This window comes from Nocardia carnea, assembly GCF_029869215.1.
GTDB lineage: Bacteria > Actinomycetota > Actinomycetes > Mycobacteriales > Mycobacteriaceae > Nocardia > Nocardia carnea_B.
Genome location: NZ_JARWPM010000366.1, coordinates 1 through 15738 on the forward strand (window position 1 = coordinate 1; position 15738 = coordinate 15738).

Annotated in this window: 15 protein-coding genes; 7 read left to right on the forward strand and 8 right to left on the reverse strand. The window is 68.4% G+C overall.

Features of this window, described 5'->3' with window-relative positions; genetic code table 11:
* Nucleotides 1–95: 95 nt before the first annotated feature.
* The 4 genes from QH276_RS25590 to QH276_RS25600 all read right to left on the reverse strand — a co-directional run bounded on the left by QH276_RS25590 (nt 96) and on the right by QH276_RS25600 (nt 2920).
* The gene (locus QH276_RS25590) at nt 96–1469 is read right to left on the reverse strand and encodes an FAD-binding protein (RefSeq protein ID WP_348536675.1); all 1374 of its coding nucleotides are present in this window, start codon (nt 1467–1469) and stop codon (nt 96–98) included.
* 22 nt (nt 1470–1491) lie between these two features.
* Nucleotides 1492–1674: an FAD-dependent oxidoreductase gene (locus QH276_RS35395; RefSeq protein ID WP_348536674.1), complete on the reverse strand. Its 183-nt coding sequence runs from the start codon at nt 1672–1674 to the stop codon at nt 1492–1494.
* Nucleotides 1675–1754: 80 nt separating this feature from the next.
* Complete coding sequence (locus QH276_RS25595) at nt 1755–2165, reverse strand: VOC family protein (RefSeq protein ID WP_280402342.1); 411 nt, start codon at nt 2163–2165, stop codon at nt 1755–1757.
* Nucleotides 2162–2920, reverse strand: a complete 759-nt coding sequence (locus QH276_RS25600) for an SDR family NAD(P)-dependent oxidoreductase (protein ID WP_280402341.1) — start codon at nt 2918–2920, stop codon at nt 2162–2164. Before QH276_RS25600 ends, QH276_RS25595 begins: the two co-directional genes overlap by 4 nt.
* 133 nt (nt 2921–3053) lie before the next feature.
* Between QH276_RS25600 and QH276_RS25605 the strand changes: the two genes are divergently transcribed.
* The 7 genes from QH276_RS25605 to QH276_RS25635 all read left to right on the forward strand — a co-directional run bounded on the left by QH276_RS25605 (nt 3054) and on the right by QH276_RS25635 (nt 10409).
* Nucleotides 3054–3854 (forward strand): enoyl-CoA hydratase/isomerase family protein, encoded by an 801-nt coding sequence (locus QH276_RS25605; RefSeq protein WP_280402340.1) that lies wholly within the window; start codon nt 3054–3056, stop codon nt 3852–3854.
* Entirely contained in the window at nt 3851–5014 is a 1164-nt protein-coding gene (locus tag QH276_RS25610) for an acyl-CoA dehydrogenase family protein (protein ID WP_280402339.1), read from the forward strand. The genes QH276_RS25605 and QH276_RS25610 overlap by 4 nt, the downstream gene beginning before the upstream one ends.
* The gene (locus QH276_RS25615) at nt 5011–6117 is read left to right on the forward strand and encodes an acyl-CoA dehydrogenase family protein (protein WP_280402338.1); all 1107 of its coding nucleotides are present in this window, start codon (nt 5011–5013) and stop codon (nt 6115–6117) included. The genes QH276_RS25610 and QH276_RS25615 overlap by 4 nt, the downstream gene beginning before the upstream one ends.
* A complete protein-coding gene (locus QH276_RS25620; RefSeq protein WP_280402337.1) occupies nt 6114–7388 on the forward strand; it encodes a CaiB/BaiF CoA transferase family protein in 1275 nt (424 codons plus the stop codon). The genes QH276_RS25615 and QH276_RS25620 overlap by 4 nt, the downstream gene beginning before the upstream one ends.
* Nucleotides 7385–8092, forward strand: a complete 708-nt coding sequence (locus QH276_RS25625) for a GntR family transcriptional regulator (protein ID WP_280402336.1) — start codon at nt 7385–7387, stop codon at nt 8090–8092. Before QH276_RS25620 ends, QH276_RS25625 begins: the two co-directional genes overlap by 4 nt.
* 9 nt (nt 8093–8101) lie before the next feature.
* On the forward strand, nt 8102–9067 hold the full coding sequence (locus QH276_RS25630; protein WP_280402335.1) for an alpha/beta hydrolase: 966 nt from the start codon (nt 8102–8104) through the stop codon (nt 9065–9067).
* Nucleotides 9068–9401: 334 nt separating this feature from the next.
* The gene (locus QH276_RS25635) at nt 9402–10409 is read left to right on the forward strand and encodes an MFS transporter (RefSeq protein WP_348536672.1); all 1008 of its coding nucleotides are present in this window, start codon (nt 9402–9404) and stop codon (nt 10407–10409) included.
* A gap of 39 nt (nt 10410–10448) precedes the next feature.
* Here QH276_RS25635 and QH276_RS25640 read toward each other — a convergent pair whose 3' ends face one another.
* The 4 genes from QH276_RS25640 to cysD all read right to left on the reverse strand — a co-directional run bounded on the left by QH276_RS25640 (nt 10449) and on the right by cysD (nt 15706).
* A complete protein-coding gene (locus tag QH276_RS25640) occupies nt 10449–11918 on the reverse strand; it encodes an FAD-dependent oxidoreductase (RefSeq protein WP_280402334.1) in 1470 nt (489 codons plus the stop codon).
* A 215-nt stretch (nt 11919–12133) separates the two neighbouring features.
* Nucleotides 12134–12850: a 3'(2'),5'-bisphosphate nucleotidase CysQ gene (locus QH276_RS25645; RefSeq protein WP_280402333.1), complete on the reverse strand. Its 717-nt coding sequence runs from the start codon at nt 12848–12850 to the stop codon at nt 12134–12136.
* A gap of 4 nt (nt 12851–12854) precedes the next feature.
* A complete protein-coding gene (gene cysN, locus QH276_RS25650; RefSeq protein ID WP_280402332.1) occupies nt 12855–14777 on the reverse strand; it encodes a sulfate adenylyltransferase subunit CysN in 1923 nt (640 codons plus the stop codon).
* Nucleotides 14777–15706, reverse strand: coding sequence for a sulfate adenylyltransferase subunit CysD (gene cysD / locus QH276_RS25655; RefSeq protein ID WP_280402331.1), 930 nt, complete (start codon nt 15704–15706; stop codon nt 14777–14779). Before cysD ends, cysN begins: the two co-directional genes overlap by 1 nt.
* Nucleotides 15707–15738 lie beyond the last annotated feature (32 nt).

Below are 15738 nucleotides of genomic sequence, written 5' to 3' on the forward strand. Positions count from 1 at the left end.
CCCGCCGCGGGCGGGGCGGGCCCGCCGCGCCCCCGCCCCCGCCCCCCTCCGCCCCCCCCCCCCCCCCCCCCCCCCCCACAGTCGGATTCTCCGGGTCAGGAGGTCGCTACAACCTTTTTCTCACCGAGACGCGCTGCCATATCGGCCACCGCCCGGTAGGCCATCACCATCCCGGAGCCCAGCGGTACGCCGGGGCCGGGGTAGACCTCACCGGAGATCGAGGCAGAGGAGTTGCCGGCCGCGTACAGACCGGTGATCGCCGAGCCGTCCGGTCGCTGCACCGCACCGTCACGATCGATCACCGCGCCGCCCTTGGTGCCGAGATCACCGAGGACCAGCCGCACCGCGTGCAGTCGAGCACCGCCGAGCGGCCGCAGGCATTGCGCCGGTTCGCTCGCACCGACGAAGAATCGGCCGAACGGATCCTCACCACGGTGGAAGTCCTCGTCCGCACCACGCTCGGCCAGTTCGTTGAATCGGCCGACCGTCGCCGCCAATGCGGCCGCATCGATATCCAGCGACCGGGCGAGGTCCGCGACGGTCTCGGCGGTATGCCACAGGCCGGCTGCCGTCATCTCGGCGCGGTCGGGTTCGGGGACGCAGATGGCCGGGAGCCGGTCACCGGAGCTGTCGTCGAAGACGAGCCAGAATTCCTCGCTGCCGGCCGCCATCTGCGCGCGCATCGCGCGCCCCAGCTGGTCGTAGGGCAGCATCTCGTTGGCGAACCGGCGGCCGTTCCCGTCGACGATGATCCCGGAACGTATGCCGAGGGTGAAGGCGGCGTGCCCGTTGGGGAACAAGGTCGCGGGGCACCACCACGACTGATCCAGCAGATCGAGCGCGGCACCCACGGTTTCCAGCATCGCGACCGCGTCCCCGGACCCCGTGCCGGGATGCGATGACGACCAGTCGGCGGTCGGCATGTTCTGCCAGCGTTTACGCAACTCCGCCGAACGCTCGAATCCGCCCGCGGCGAGCAGGACCCCCGCGCGCGCCCGGATCCGCGTTTCCGTGCCGTCGGGCGCGGTGGCCACCACACCCGTCACCGCCCCGGATTCGTCTTGCGCCAGGCTGCCGGCACCGGTCGACAACAGCAGATCGGCGTGGCCGGTCGCGTCCAGCGCGAGCACCATCCGGGCGATCCAGGCTTGACCGCCGTCCAGTGTGGACCGGTCGACGGTGGCGCCGAACTGGTCGGCGGCCACCGTCGGGCGTACATCGGACAACCGGTCGCCGACCTCGTCGGCAGCGATGGAGCCGGCGAAAATACTGCGGCCGTTATCGCTGCGCCCCGGTGCGTCGAAGTAGTCCGGGAACGGCCGGTGGTCCAGCGGGATACCCACGGTGTTCTCGAGGAAGTCGGCGACCACCGGACCGGTTTCCAGGTATGCCTGCTGCACCTCCGGCCGCGTCCGGTCGCCGACCACGGCACGGAAGTAGGTCAACCCCTTCTCGACGGAGTCGTCCACGCCCTGCCGGATCAAGACGTGGTTACCCGGCAGCCATACGCTGCCGCCCCGAATAGGCCGAGGTCCCGCCCAAGCGGTCGGATTTCTCGAGCACGCAGGTCGACAGACCGCGGTGGGCCGCGGCAAGCGCTCCGGCGAGCGCGGCGCCGCCGGAGCCCACCACTACCACGTCATAGGTTTTGTCCCAGGTTATCGTCGACTGCACTCCCTGTATCCGTTCCGGGTGAGACGCCGCGACGTTAAGGGAGTGGTAAGGCGGCGAGCGGGGCGGCTCCCGCTCGGTGGTCACACCGATTCGACCGGCCGCCCGACCAATTCGATACGGTAACCGTCGGGATCGCGGAGTATCGCGATGGTGATCCCACCGAATTCCGGGAGTACGGTCGCGGGGGTCTCCTCGGTGCCGCCGTACCGGCAGGCGCGGGCCAGGAGTCCGGGAACGTCCGCGGTGTTGAGGACGAGCTTGACGAACATGTTGCCGAGCTGCGGGGGTTCCGGCTCATCGCGCGGTGCGATGAGCTCGATACCGGCCGGACCGGCGCGCAGGATCACCGCGTCGAAGCGAGCCGTGGCGAACTCGCGCTCCACCTCGAATCCACACCCCGCCGTGTAGAAGTCCGTCGATTTCGCGAGGTCGGTGACGCGAAGGGCGCTGAGCGACAAGGTTGTGGCGGCGAGTGCCGGTTCACTGCTCATCGGGTCTGCGACCCGCCGTTGAAGTCCAGGGTCTGGCCGGTCATCCCACCGGATTCGTCCGAGGCCAGATACGCACAGAAAGCACCCACCTCGATCGGATCGCCGAGCCGGCCGATCGGGATGGTCGAGATGATCTGGTCGATCATCTCCGGCGGCATCCTGTCCGCCAGGTTGGCCTGGTGTCCGAGGGCGACGATATTCGCGGTCACCCCGTACTGGCCGGTCTCCGCCGCCAGATGCCGGATGAATCCCTCGATACCGCTCTTACCGGTGGCGTACATCGAGACATTGATGTTCTGCCCGGTCCGCGCCGAGCCCGACGAGATCTGCACGATCCGGCCCCAGCCGGCCTCGCACATCCCGTCGAGCACCGCTTTGATGCAATTCATCGCGCCGTAGATGTTGAGGTCGATCGACGGCGGCCACTGCTCGGGATCGAGTTCGCGGAACGGCTTGCCGGCTCGCGCCTCCGCGACCCCGGCGTTGTTCACCAGGATGTTCACCTTCTCCCCGAGTTCGGACTCGGCGGCGCGGACAGCCGCGACGGTCGCCGCGTAGTCGGTGACGTCGAACGCCTTCGCGATCGCCTTGTTGCCCTCGGCGACGATTTTCGCGGCCACTCGCTCGGCCCGCTCGGCGAAGAGATCGTTCACGATCACCGCGGCTCCCTGGCGCGCGAGCACGGTCGCGATCCCCTCGCCCACGCTCTGACCGGCCCCGGATACCAGGGCTGTCCGCCCGTTCAACTCGAACACGAGTGCTCCTCTCTACCTGCCACCGGGAGAACCCCGGCGACGCTCTTCGCTGCCGCCACTCTCCGGGCGAGCACCACAGATTGTCAATCAATATTGGATTTTATTTTGGATCCAATCTGCTACGGTCTGTTCCATGACGCCAGACGATTCGGTCGGCGCTCCGCCGGAGGCCTCGGTTCTGACCGAGTTCACCGGTGGTGTTGCGCAGCTGACCCTCAACAACCCCCGCCGCAAGAACGCGATCACGCTGGAAATGGCCGCCCTCATCGGGGAGTTCTGCGATCGGGTGGAGACCGACCCCGGTATCGGCGCTGTCGTCGTATGCTCCACCGGCGCGTACTTCTGCAGCGGTGCGGATACCCGGGACCTCGCGACCTCCTCCGCCGATCCGGCCTCGCCCGAGGCAGTGCGACGGACCTCCGCGGTCTACGGCGCCTTCGTCCGCGTCGGATCCCTGCCGGTTCCCACCATCGCCCGGGTCGTAGGCGGCGCCGTCGGCGCCGGAATGAACCTGGCGCTGGCCGCCGACATCATGGTGGTGACCCCGGAGTCGGTACTCGACAGCGGATTCCTCGCCCGCAACATTCATCCGGGCGGCGGCCACCTGTCGCTGCTCGGTCGCGCGGTCGGCTGGTCGCGCACGGTGGCGCTCGCCGCCTGCGGGCGCCCCATGACCGGCGCCGAGGCCGTCGACTGCGGCCTCGCCTACGCCGCCGCCCCCGAAGCCGATCTCGATTCGCTGATCACCGAACTGACCACGACTCCTGCCGCCGATCCCGAACTCAGCCGGCGGATCATGACCAGCGCCCGCCTGGAACTCGGGCCACCGGCGGTGAGCTGGTCGTCGGCGCTCGAGATCGAGCGTGGTGTGCAGATGTGGTCGATGTCGCGTAAGGGCCAGGCGGCCTGGTCGTCACGGGGTCCGGGCCGATGACACTCGCCACCGGAGCCGGTACGCCGGTGCTCGAGAGCGCGGATCTGCACGAGTTGCGGGCCGAGGTCCGCGCGTTCCTGAAGGAGCAGCTCGAAGCAGGGGCTTTCGTTCCGGCCGTGGACAATTGGATGAGTGGATTCGATCCCGAATTCAGTGCCCGGCTCGGACAGCGGGGCTGGCTCGGGATGACGCTGCCGACGGCATACGGTGGCCACGGCCGGTCCCCGGTCGAACGATTCGTGGTCACCGAGGAACTGCTCGCGCACGGTGCCCCCGTTGCCGCGCACTGGATCTCGGACCGGCAGATGGCGCCGGGCATCCTCGCCAACGGCACCGAGGAGCAGAAGCGGCGTTATCTTCCCGGAATCGCCGCCGGGACGCTGTTCTTCGCGATCGGAATGAGCGAACCCGACGCCGGTTCCGATCTCGCCGCCGTCCGTACCCGGGCCGTGGCCCACGACGACGGCTCCTGGACCCTCAGCGGCACCAAGGTGTGGACCACGGGCGCACATATGGCACATGCCATGGTGCTGCTCGCCCGCAGCGACGGCGAAGCCGGCGACCGGCAGGCCGGGCTCTCGCAGTTCCTGGTGGACATGTCCCACCCCGATATCGAGGTACGGCCACTGCGCAGTATCGACGGCGAGGCGCATTTCAACGAGGTGATCTTCCACGACGCACGGGTCGGGCCGGAGGCGCTACTGGGCCGGCGCGGTGCGGGCTGGGCACAGGTGATGAGCGAACTCGCCTACGAACGCTCGGGCCCCGAACGCTATCTGTCCACGATGCCCCTGCTCCGCGCGTGGGCCGACGAATTGCGCCGTTCGGGTGCGACCGCGGAACAGCGGATCACCCTCGGTGCGCTCACGGCACGGGCCTGGGCGTTGCGCCGGATGTCGCTGTCGGTGGCCGCGGAACTGGCCGCGGGCCGGCGGCCCGATGTGCAGGCGGCGATGGTGAAAGACCTCGGCTCGGCGTTCGAAGGCGATCTCGTGGAGGCGGTACGGGCCGCCTGCGATACCGATCCCCGGCGCACCGGCGGCGATCCGTTCGCCCGCCTGCTGGCCAACAGCATGCTGCATATTCCGGCATTCACACTACGGGGCGGGACGAACGAGATCCTTCGCGGAATCGTCGCTCGCGGAATGGGTTTACGATGACAGGCCAGGATTCCGAACTACAGTCGGCGGCCCGGGCGATGATCGAGCGGGCGGGTGTCGACACCACTACTCCCGCCAGAGGTATCGACAGCGCCGTCTGGTCGGCACTCACCGAGGCCGGGTTCACCGGGATCGGTATCCCCGAGGACCACGACGGCAGCGGGGGCACCCTCGCCGAGGCATTGGCCGTGGTCTCGGCCGTGGTCACCGGCGGTGCCCTCACCATGCTCATCGAACACACGGTGCTCGCCGGCTGGCTCGCGGCGCGCTGCGGTATCACCCTCGGCACCCACACTGCGACGATCGCCCACGCGGAGCCCGGTACCGAGGTCCGCGAAACCGGAGACGGCGGGCGGGTTCTGCACGGTTCGGCGCGGGCGGTGGTGCACGGAGCCGACGCCGATCGCCTGGTCGTCCTGCTCGACCCGGGCGCCGCGGACCGCGGCCCGGCGGTCGCGGTCCTCTTCCCCACCGGTGCCGGGGTGAGTGCCCGGTCCGGCACCGATCTCCTCGGTGCCGCCGTGACCGACTATGACTTCGATGCCGCCGCGGTCGAGTCGTATGCCGAATCCCCCGCAGGCGAAACCGAACTCCGGGAACGGGGGGCACTCGCCTACGCTGTCGCGCTCGCCGCCGCGGCGCGCGCGGTCTGCGACCGAACGGTCGAATACGCGGGACAACGCACCCAATTCGGCCGACCGCTGAGCAAGTTCCAGGCCGTGCAGCAGCGGCTCGCCGGGATGGCCGCGCTCACCGGCCTCATGGAAACGGCCACCGAAACCGCCGTGGCCGAGAACGCCGGCCCGAGCACCGGCAGGGCCCGGACCGCCATCGCCGCCGCGAAAGTGGTGACCTCATCCTCGGCACGGGAGATCGCCGCCGCGGGCCACCAGCTGCACGGCGCCATCGGTTTCACCGCCGAACATCCGCTCGGCCGCTCCACCACCGCCCTGCTGGCCTGGCGTGAACGATACGGCTCGGAGCGCTACTGGGCCGGTGTCCTCGCCGACCGGATCCTCGACGGCGGCGCCGACGTCTGGGATCTCGTGACCGGCTTCGATGACGAAACAACCGGTGCGGCGACCGAAGGGAACAATCGATGACCGTCACCACCCAGACTGAACCCCACCCCGCCACGCCCGCCATCGACGGCCGCGCCGCATGGCGGGCCGCCGACACCGCCACCGGCAACGGTGTGCTCACCGGAGTTCGGGTCCTGGACCTGAGCCGCGTACTCGCCGGCCCCTACACCGCCCAGATCCTGGCCGATCACGGCGCCGAGGTCATCAAGGTGGAGGCTCCCACCGGCGACGAAACGCGCGGCTGGGGGCCGCCCTTCCTCGAATCCGGGGCGAGCAGCGCCTACTACGCGAGCCTCAACCACAGCAAGAACAACATCAGCCTGGACCTGCGCACCGACGCGGGCCGGGAGATCCTGGCGCATCTGCTGGCCGGCGCCGATATCGTGATCGAGAACTTCAAGGCGGGCACCATGGCACGCTGGGGTTTCGACTACGAATCCGTGCTCAGCGAACGCCATCCCGCGATGATCTACTGCCGGATCACCGGTTTCGGCGTGGACGGCCCGATGGGCGGATTGCCCGGCTACGACGCCGTGCTCCAGTCCTTCGGCGGCCTGATGAGCGTCAACGGCTATCCCGACGGCAACCCACTGCGGGTCGGGATACCCATCGTCGATATCGTCGCCGCCAATATGGCCGTGAGCGGCATCCTGCTGGCGATGCTGGAACGCGGCCGCAGCGGACGAGGCCAGCTGATCGATATCACGCTGCTCGACTCTGTCATCTCCATCCTGCACCCGCACGCGGCCAACTGGATGGCCGGCGGAAAAGTGCCACAGCGGACCGGGGATTTCCATCCCACGGTGGCGCCGTATCAGGTGTTCCGGGCCGCCGACGGCGATTTCTTCGTCAGCGCGGCCAACGATCGCCAGTTCCGTTCGCTCACCGAGACTCTCGGGCTTTCCGGGCTCGCCGACGATCCCCGGTTCGTCTCCAACGGCGATCGCTACGCCCACCGGGAAGAACTCGTCGCACTGCTGGGTGAGCGTATCGCCCGATACTCACGCGCGGATCTGGGGCGCCGCCTCGAAGAAGCCGGCGTACCCGCGAGCCCGGTGCACACCGTCGACGAAGCGTTGCAGTCCGCACAGGTCCGGCACCGTGGCCTGTTCATCGATGACGACGATTACCGAGGTATCGGTGTCCCGATCGCCCTGGGCCGATCCGGTCACCGCCGCCCGCGCCCCGCCGTCCCCCTCGGCTCCGACACCACCGCCGTCCTCACCGCGATGGGATACGGCGCCGATCGCATCGCGGAACTGCGCGCGGCTGGTATCTTCGGGAACCCGTGAGCAGACCCAGCGCAGACTCCGCACCCGCCGACCGCGGGCGCGACGGCGAACGAGCGGCGGCACGGGTGGTCGAGGAGATCGAACGACTCATCGTCACCGGTGAACTGCTGCCCGGGCAGCCGATCCGCCAAGTGCTGATGGCCGAACGCCTCGGCGTCAGCCGCCTCCCCATCCGGGAGGCACTACGCCAGCTCGCCGCCGCCGGGCTGGTCGACCACGAACACAATGTGGGATACACCGTCGCACGGCTGCGGCAATCGGATTTCGACCAGATCTATCTGATGCGGGCCGCGCTCGAACGGGAGATCATCGCCACGCTGCCCCGGTTCACCGACGAGGTGCTGGGCGAGATCAGGCGGCTCGGCGAGCTGGTGGCCGAGGCCGCCGAACGCGGCGATCTGCTGGAGATGCGGCTGCGCAACCACGCCTTCCATTTCGCCATCTTCGAACAGTCCCCGCTGAATCTGGTGGTCGGCGAAGTGCGGCGATTATGGACGCTGGCGATGCCCTATCACGCGGCCTACCTGTACGATCCGGCCGCCCGTGCCCGGGTCCTCGCCGAACACGACCAGATGATCGAGGCGCTCGCCGAATACGACAACGACCGCCTCGACGAACTGATGAATCTGCACCGCCAGGGCGGTGAAACCAGCGCCGGGACGATGCTGCGCGCCACCCGGCCGCCCGACCCTGCCGACACCTAGGAGAACACCATGGCCACCCCCACCGACCACACCGTCGCGCCACCGGCGATCTGGGATCCGGATGTGGCCGTACTCGTCGAACGGGCACAGGCCAACCGCGCCGGCCCGCTGCACCGCCTCGGCGTCGAGGACGCCCGCCGGGCACTCGAATCGATCGAACGTCCGGCCGGCCCGCAGATGCGGTCGGTACGCGACGCCACCGTCGCCGGCCCGCACGGCCCGATCCCGGTACGTATCTACCGACCGGCCGCCGCCCCGCCGGAGAACGCACCGGCCCTGGTCTGGTTCCACGGCGGCGGCATGATCATGGGGTCACTGCGCTCCTTCGATCGCCTGGCCCGCGATATCGCCGACGCCACCGGCGCCGTGGTCTGCAACGTCGACTATCGCCTCGCCCCCGAGCACCGCTACCCCGTCGCCAACGACGAGGCCTACGCTGCCCTGCTGTGGCTCACCGACAACGCCGCCGGCTGGGGTGTGGATCCCGCCCGGATCGGTGTCGGCGGTGACAGCGCCGGCGGCAGCCTCGCCACCGCGACCACCCTGCGCAGTCGCGACGAGAACGGCCCGGCCATCGCCCAGCAGGTGCTGTTCTATCCCGGTATCGAACGCCGCACCGACCGCCCCTCCATGCGCGAGTTCGGCGATTCCCCGTTCCTCACTGCCGCGGATATCGACTGGATGAAGAACCTCTACCTCGGCGACGACCCGGCGTCCGACGACGCCTACGGTGTCCCGGCACTGGCCGACTCCCTCGCCGGCCTCCCCCCGGCGATCCTCGCCGTCGGCTACGGCGACCCGCTACGCGACGCCGTGGAAGCCTACGGCGACCGGCTCCGCGCGGCCGGCGTCCCCACCGCCCAGTTGCGCTACCCGGGCATGGGCCACGGCTTCGCCATGCAGACCCCGTCCGTGGCCCGGGCACGCGCGGCGATCTCGGAAGTCGGGGCACTCGCGGCGGCACGGTTCCGGTAGCGGCACCGCCGATGACCCGACCCGCGAACCACCCGGGCCACCGCGCGGGTACCCGGGCCTACCGCCATACGACACTCGCCCTGTTCGCCGCGGGAATGGCCACCTTCATGACGCTCTGGTACGTCCAGGGACTGCTTCCGGTCTTTTCCACGGAGTTCTCCGTGACTCCGACACATTCCGCCTTGGCGGTGTCGGTGACGACCGCGCTGCTCGCTGTAGCGATCGTTCCGGCCGGCATGCTGTCCGAGCGATTCGGGCGAGTCCCTGTCATGTCCTTTTCCGCGTTGTCGAGCACGGCCGTGGCCTGCTCCTGCCGTGGAGCCCCACTTTCGAAGTGCTCCTGGCCGGACGAGCACTACAGGGACTGCTGTGCGCGGGGATACCGGCCGTGGCCATGGCGTACCTGGTCGAGGAGCTCGATGCTCGCGATACCGGCGCCGCGATGGGCATATACGTCGCGGGTACCTCGGTCGGCGGATTGACCGGCCGGTTGATACCCGCCCTCGGGCTGGATCTCATGGCCTGGAGCTGGGCGTTCCAAGCGGCCACCGCCCTGGCCGCCGCCTTCGCCTTGCTCTTCGTCTGGCGAGTTCCGGCGTCGAGAAATTTCGCACCCCGGCGAATCTCCGTCGGGCAAAGCCTCGCCGAGCTGGGCGTGCACCTGCGTGATCGCACGCTTCGCTGTCTCTTCGGGCTCGGTTTCCTGCTGTTGGGCGCGTTCATGGCGGTGTACAACTACCTCGCCTACCGCCTGCTGGACGCCCCGTTCTCGTTGCCCGCATCCGTCGTAGGTTCCGTCTTCGTGCTGTATTTGGCCGGCACTGTGTCGTCGGCCGTCGCCGGGCGCTACCGTGACCGCTTCGGACGCGGCCGCGTCCTGCTCACCGCGGTCCTGGTCATGGCCGCCGGGGCTGGCGATCTCCGTATCGAACTCGCTGGGCGTCCTTCTCGCGGGTGTCGCACTGCTCACCACCGGATTCTTCGCGGCGCACTCGATCGCGAGTGGGTGGGTGCCGGGCCGGGCGACCACGAACCGCTCGGGCGCGTCGTCTCTGTACCTGCTGTCCTACTATCTCGGCAGCGCACTGCTCGGTGCGCTCGCCGGGCCCGCCTTCGCCGTCTATCACTGGCCCGGGCTGGTCGGCTACGTTGCCGTGATTCTCACCGTGGCCCTCGTACTCGCGCTGGTACTGCTCCGAACGGATTCATCCGGACCGGCCCATCCCGGGACCCGCGACGCGGACACGCAGTCCCTTACCGTCCGAACCTGATCCGGCGAACTATCGGTTGTTGCCGGGGCCGTACCGCGGATACAGAAAAGCCCATCCGGACCTGGGGATAGTTTTCCCCAGTGCCCGGATGGCTCATTGCCATCTGCAGGTCAGGAGCCGGCGGCGGCGCGGCCGGCGCGGCGGCCGTAGAAGCTGCCGTCACCGAGGGACGCCCCGCTCACATAGCCACCGGCGCTGATTCCGGAGGTGCAGCGACCGGCGGCGAACAGGCCGGGGATCGGGTCGCCGGAGACGTGCACGACACGGGAGTCGAGATCGGTGCGCAAACCACCCAAGGTGAACCCGCCCGTGCGGTTGCGCAGATCGTAGGCTGCCAGCGGTGTGCCGATCGGTTTCACCCACTGGGTTTTCTTGCCCAGTACCGGGTCCGCGCCGTCCTTCGCGTGCCGGTTGTAGACCTCGACGGTGGCCTGCAGGACACCGGCGGGAAAACCGATATCCGATTCCAGCTCCGCCACCGATTCCGCGACCCAGGTGGGTGGCACGCTGCGCATCGCCGCACTGCTCGACACGCTCTGGTTCGCCTCCTCGAGGGCGGCTTCGTCGATGATCAGGAAGGCTTCGTTGTTCTGGCGGATCAGCGTCGACTGCCCGATATGGCTGGGGTAGGAATCCTCGGGAATGTAGCGTTGGCCGCGCCCGTTGACGAGAATTCCGCGCGCGATCATCTGCGGATCGGCGAAGATCGCGACCTCGATGGCGTCCATATGCGCCAGCTGGGCGCCCAGGGCCTGGGCTACCAGGATGCCGATACCGTCGTGTTCCTCGATGGCGGCCGCGGGCCGGTTGACCAGCAGCGGGGTGTAGGCCTCGACCATCTGCTGGTTGTAGGCGAAGCTGCCGGTGGCCAGTACCACGCCCCGGCGCGCGCGGACATGGACGGGTTTGCCATAGCGTTTTGCTACCACCCCGGCAACGCGACCGGACTCGTCGATGATCAGGCGTTGCAGCCGCACATCGTATTCGGCACGGACGCCCAGTGCTTCGGCGGTATCGGTGAGCGGTTTCATCAACATGAACCCGCCACCCTTCTCGCTCGTGTGTTTGTCGGCCATCTGCGGAAGATGACCACGCGGCGCCGGCGTGGCGAGGGTGTTGTACGGTGCGGCGTTCTCACCGCCGGAGAACATCAGGCCCTGATCGGCCGGCGGTTCCCAGCCGGGTTCACCCCAGAACTCCTCTTTGAACGGAACACCTTGCGCGACAAGCCATTCGAAATGCTCCACACTGCCCTGGCAGTAATCGTGGATCTTGGCCTCGTCGGCGCCCGGACCGAGCGCGGCCATCAGGAAGCGTTCCATGTTCTCGGGGGTGTCCTCGAACCCGAGGGCCTTCTGCAGGGCGGTACCGCCGCCGAGATAGATGAATCCACCGGACAGCGCCGCCGCGCCACCCCAGCCCCCGGTCCTTTCGAGTACGAGTACATCCGCCCCCGTGCGAGCTGCCTCGATCGCCGCGCTCGCCCCCGCCACGCCGTAGCCGACGACTACGACATCGGCCTCGTAGTCCCATTCGGTGACCGCGGCCAGCCGCTCGGGGTGAACACCCACATCCGACATTTTTTCTCCTGTTCTGTGGACCGGTGGCCGATTCGAGAGGCCGTGGTCGGGGACGATGGACGTGGCAGGTACCGGAACCCGACAGGGAACCTGGCGTCGTACCTGCTCCGGGGCGGACCCAGTGTCAGTGGCCGACGACCGTCCGGATACCGGAAGATCCCGCTCACCGAGATGTTTTTCGCACCGATCGGTTCCGGCGCTGCCGGCGCTCCGGCTCACCCCACGAGGTCGGCGGCGCCGATGATCGTGTCGGCCAGTTCGGGACGGCAGATCACCAGATCGGGCAGGTAGGGATCGGGCTGGTTGTACCGCAGCGGGCTACCGTCCAGGCGGGACACATGGAGTCCCGCCGACGCGGCCACCGCCACGGGGGCGCAGGAGTCCCATTCGTACTGGCCGCCGGAATGCACATAGGCGTCGACCTCGCCGCGCACCACGGCCATCGCCTTGGCCCCGGCCGAGCCCATCGGCACCGGTATCGCCGACAGTGCGGTGACGATACCGTGCACCTGATCGGAGGTCCGGCTGCGGGAGACCGCGATACGCGGCGGCCCGGCGGGCCGCGGCGGTAGCTCCGGCGGGCTACCGGTGTGCAGCACGGTATCGAACGCCGGCAGTGCCACCGCGCCCGCCACCGGCGTGTGGTCGACGGCGAGCGCGACGTGTACCGCCCAATCGGTGCGCGGCACTTCACCGTATTCCCGGGTGCCGTCGAGGGGGTCGATGATCCAGACGCGGGCCGCCTCGAGCCGCGCGGCGTCGTCGGGACTTTCCTCGGAGAGGATGGCATCGCCGGGACGCATACGCCGCAGATATTCGAACAGTATCTCGTCGGCGTGGCGGTCGCCGGCGGCACCACCTTCGGCGCGAACGGCGAGCAGCCGGCGACCGGCGAGGCGGGCCGCCTCGGCGGCAACGGTGTGGTCGTCCACCTGTCTACCGCCGGCCTTCCGGGTCCAGCTTTCCCGCGGCGCGCAATCGGTCGACGACCTCTTCCGCGAGTTCCTCCGGCGTGCGTGGTCCACTCGCGTCCAGTCGCAGATCCGGGGATTCCGGTACCTCGTATGGGGAGTCGATACCGGTGAAATTGGTCAGTTCACCGCGCCGGGCCTTGGCATAGAGACCCTTGCTGTCCCGGGATTCGGCGACCTCGAGCGGGACATCGACATGGACCTCGAAGAAATCCTCCGCGCCGATCCGTTCGCGCGCACGCTCGCGTTCGGCCCGGAAGGGAGCGATGAAGGAGGTCAGCACGATGAGACCGGCATCGGCGAACAAGCGTGCGACCTCCACGATCCGGCGAATGTTCTCGACCCGGTCGGCGGCGCTGAAGCCCAGGTCGGCGTTCAGGCCGTGCCGGACATTGTCGCCGTCGAGCAGATAGGTGTGATACCCCTGTTCGTGCAGGCGTTTCTCCACCAGATTCGCGATGGTCGACTTCCCCGCCCCGGACAAGCCGGTGAACCATACGACGGCGGGTTGCTGCCCCTTGGCTTGCGCACGCACCTGTTTGTCGATATCGACGTGCTGCCAATGGATATTGCCGGCGCGGCGCAGCGCGAACTGCAACATACCCGCGGCCACGGTGTCGCGGGTGAGGCGGTCGATGAGGATGAACCCGCCCATATCGCGGTTGGCGGTGTAGGGGTCGAACGGTATGCGGCGGTCCAGCTGCAGATCGCACACGCCGATCTCGTTGAGCTGCAGCGAGCGGGCCGCGGTGCGTTCGCCGGTGTTGACGTTGATCGTGTATTTGGGCCGCGACGTCTGCGCGACGCCGGTGGCGGTCGCCAGTTTCATCTCGTAGGCCCGGCCGGGAAGCATCGGCTGCTCGCTCATCCACACCAGATGCGCTTCGAACCGGTCGGCGACCCCGGGCGGATTGTCGGCGGCCGCGATGACATCGCCGCGGCTGACGTCGATCTCCTCGGCGAGCACGAGCGTGACGGACTGACCGCTGATCGCCTGCTCGAGATCGCCGTCGGCGCTCACCACCCGGGAAACCGTCCCGGCACGGCCGGACGGCAGGATACGGATCCGGTCGCCGGGCCGGACCGAGCCGCCGGCGATCTGACCGCTGTACCCCCGGAAGTCGAGGTCGGGACGGTTCACCCACTGCACCGGCAGCCGGAACGCGCCGCGGCTGGTGTCGTCGCCGACCGGAATCGACTCCAGGTGGCCGACGAGCGTGGGACCGGTGTACCACGGCGTATCCGAGCTGCTCTCGATGATGTTGTCACCGCGCAGCGCCGAGATGGGAATACAGGTCACCTCGGTGAGGCCGATTCCCGCGGCGAATTCACGGTAGTCGGATTCGATCTCCGCGAAGCGCTGCTGCGAGTAGCCGACCAGGTCGAGTTTGTTCACCGCGACCACGATGTGCGGGATGCCCAGCAGCGAAACCAGGAGGCTGTGCCGGCGGGTCTGGGTGAGCAGTCCCTTGCGCGCGTCGACGAGGATGACCGCCGCGTCGGCGGTGGACGCGCCAGTGACCATGTTCCGGGTGTACTGCTCGTGCCCGGGGGTGTCGGCGACGATGAACTTCCGTTTCTGCGTCGAGAAGAACCGGTAGGCGACGTCGATGGTGATGCCCTGTTCACGCTCCGCGGCCAGCCCGTCGACGAGCAGCGCGAAATCCAGTTCGCCGTTCTGCGTGCCGACGGTCTTGGAGTCGCGTTCGAGCTGCGAGAGGTGGTCGGAGAACACCAGTTTGCTATCGTAGAGCAACCGCCCGATCAGCGTGGATTTTCCGTCGTCGACGCTGCCACAGGTGAGGAAACGCAGCAGCGATTTCTGCTCGTGCCGGCGCAGGTACTCCTCGATATCGGTGGCTACGAGTTCGTCGGTGGTGTGCGCCATCAGAAGTAGCCCTCCTGCTTCTTCTTCTCCATCGAGGCCGAACCGTCGTGGTCGATCATGCGGCCCTGGCGCTCGGAACTGGTGGTCAGCAACATTTCCTGCACGATGGCCGGCAGCGTGGTCGCGGTACTGGGGATCGCGCCGCTGAGCGGGTAGCAGCCCAGGGTGCGGAACCGCACCATCTGTTCCCGGGGAACTTCTCCGGGTTCCAGCCGCATCCGGTCGTCGTCGACCATGATCAACGTGCCGTCCCGCTCGACCACCGGCCGGGGCGCGGCGAAGTACAACGGCACCAAAGGGATCCGCTCGCGATGGATGTACTGCCAGATATCGAGTTCGGTCCAGTTCGACAGCGGGAACACCCGCACACTCTCACCGGGACGCTTGCTCGCGTTGTACAGCCGCCACAGTTCGGGACGCTGCCGTTTGGGGTCCCAGCGATGCTGCTGCGAGCGAATGGAGAACACCCGCTCCTTGGCCCGGGACTTCTCCTCGTCGCGGCGGGCACCCCCGAAGGCGAGGTCGAAACCGTGCTCGTCCAACGCCCGTTTCAGACCGTCGGTCTTCCACATCTGCGTGTGCACGGCCGAACCGTGATCGAAGGGATTGATGCCCTGGGCGAGGCATTCGGGATTGCGGTGCACGATCAGGTCGAGATCCGGCTCGGCGGCCACCGCGTCACGGAAGGCGTACATCGCCCGGAACTTCCAGGTGGTGTCGACATGCAGCAGCGGGAACGGTAACCGGGAAGGCCGGAATGCCTTGCGCGCCAGATGGAGCAGGACCGAACTGTCCTTGCCGATCGAATACAGCATCACGGGGCGCTCGCTCTCCGCGACCGCCTCCCGGATGATCCGGATACTGTCGGCTTCCAGCCTCTGCAAATGAGTGAGACCGGCGTGCGGTTGATTTCGGGTGAGGGTCGTCATGATGACTCCTGCGCGGTCCGGCCGTCAGCCGG

Coding starts and splice junctions, on each gene's coding strand:
- QH276_RS25595 (WP_280402342.1), bottom strand. CDS start 2,165: ATGAGCAGTGAACCGGCACTCGCCGCCACAACCTTGTCGCTCAGCGCC.
- QH276_RS25605 (WP_280402340.1), top strand. CDS start 3,054: ATGACGCCAGACGATTCGGTCGGCGCTCCGCCGGAGGCCTCGGTTCTG.
- QH276_RS25610 (WP_280402339.1), top strand. CDS start 3,851: ATGACACTCGCCACCGGAGCCGGTACGCCGGTGCTCGAGAGCGCGGAT.
- QH276_RS25615 (WP_280402338.1), top strand. CDS start 5,011: ATGACAGGCCAGGATTCCGAACTACAGTCGGCGGCCCGGGCGATGATC.
- QH276_RS25620 (WP_280402337.1), top strand. CDS start 6,114: ATGACCGTCACCACCCAGACTGAACCCCACCCCGCCACGCCCGCCATC.
- QH276_RS25630 (WP_280402335.1), top strand. CDS start 8,102: ATGGCCACCCCCACCGACCACACCGTCGCGCCACCGGCGATCTGGGAT.
- QH276_RS25640 (WP_280402334.1), bottom strand. CDS start 11,918: ATGTCGGATGTGGGTGTTCACCCCGAGCGGCTGGCCGCGGTCACCGAA.
- cysN (WP_280402332.1), bottom strand. CDS start 14,777: ATGGCGCACACCACCGACGAACTCGTAGCCACCGATATCGAGGAGTAC.
- cysD (WP_280402331.1), bottom strand. CDS start 15,706: ATGACGACCCTCACCCGAAATCAACCGCACGCCGGTCTCACTCATTTG.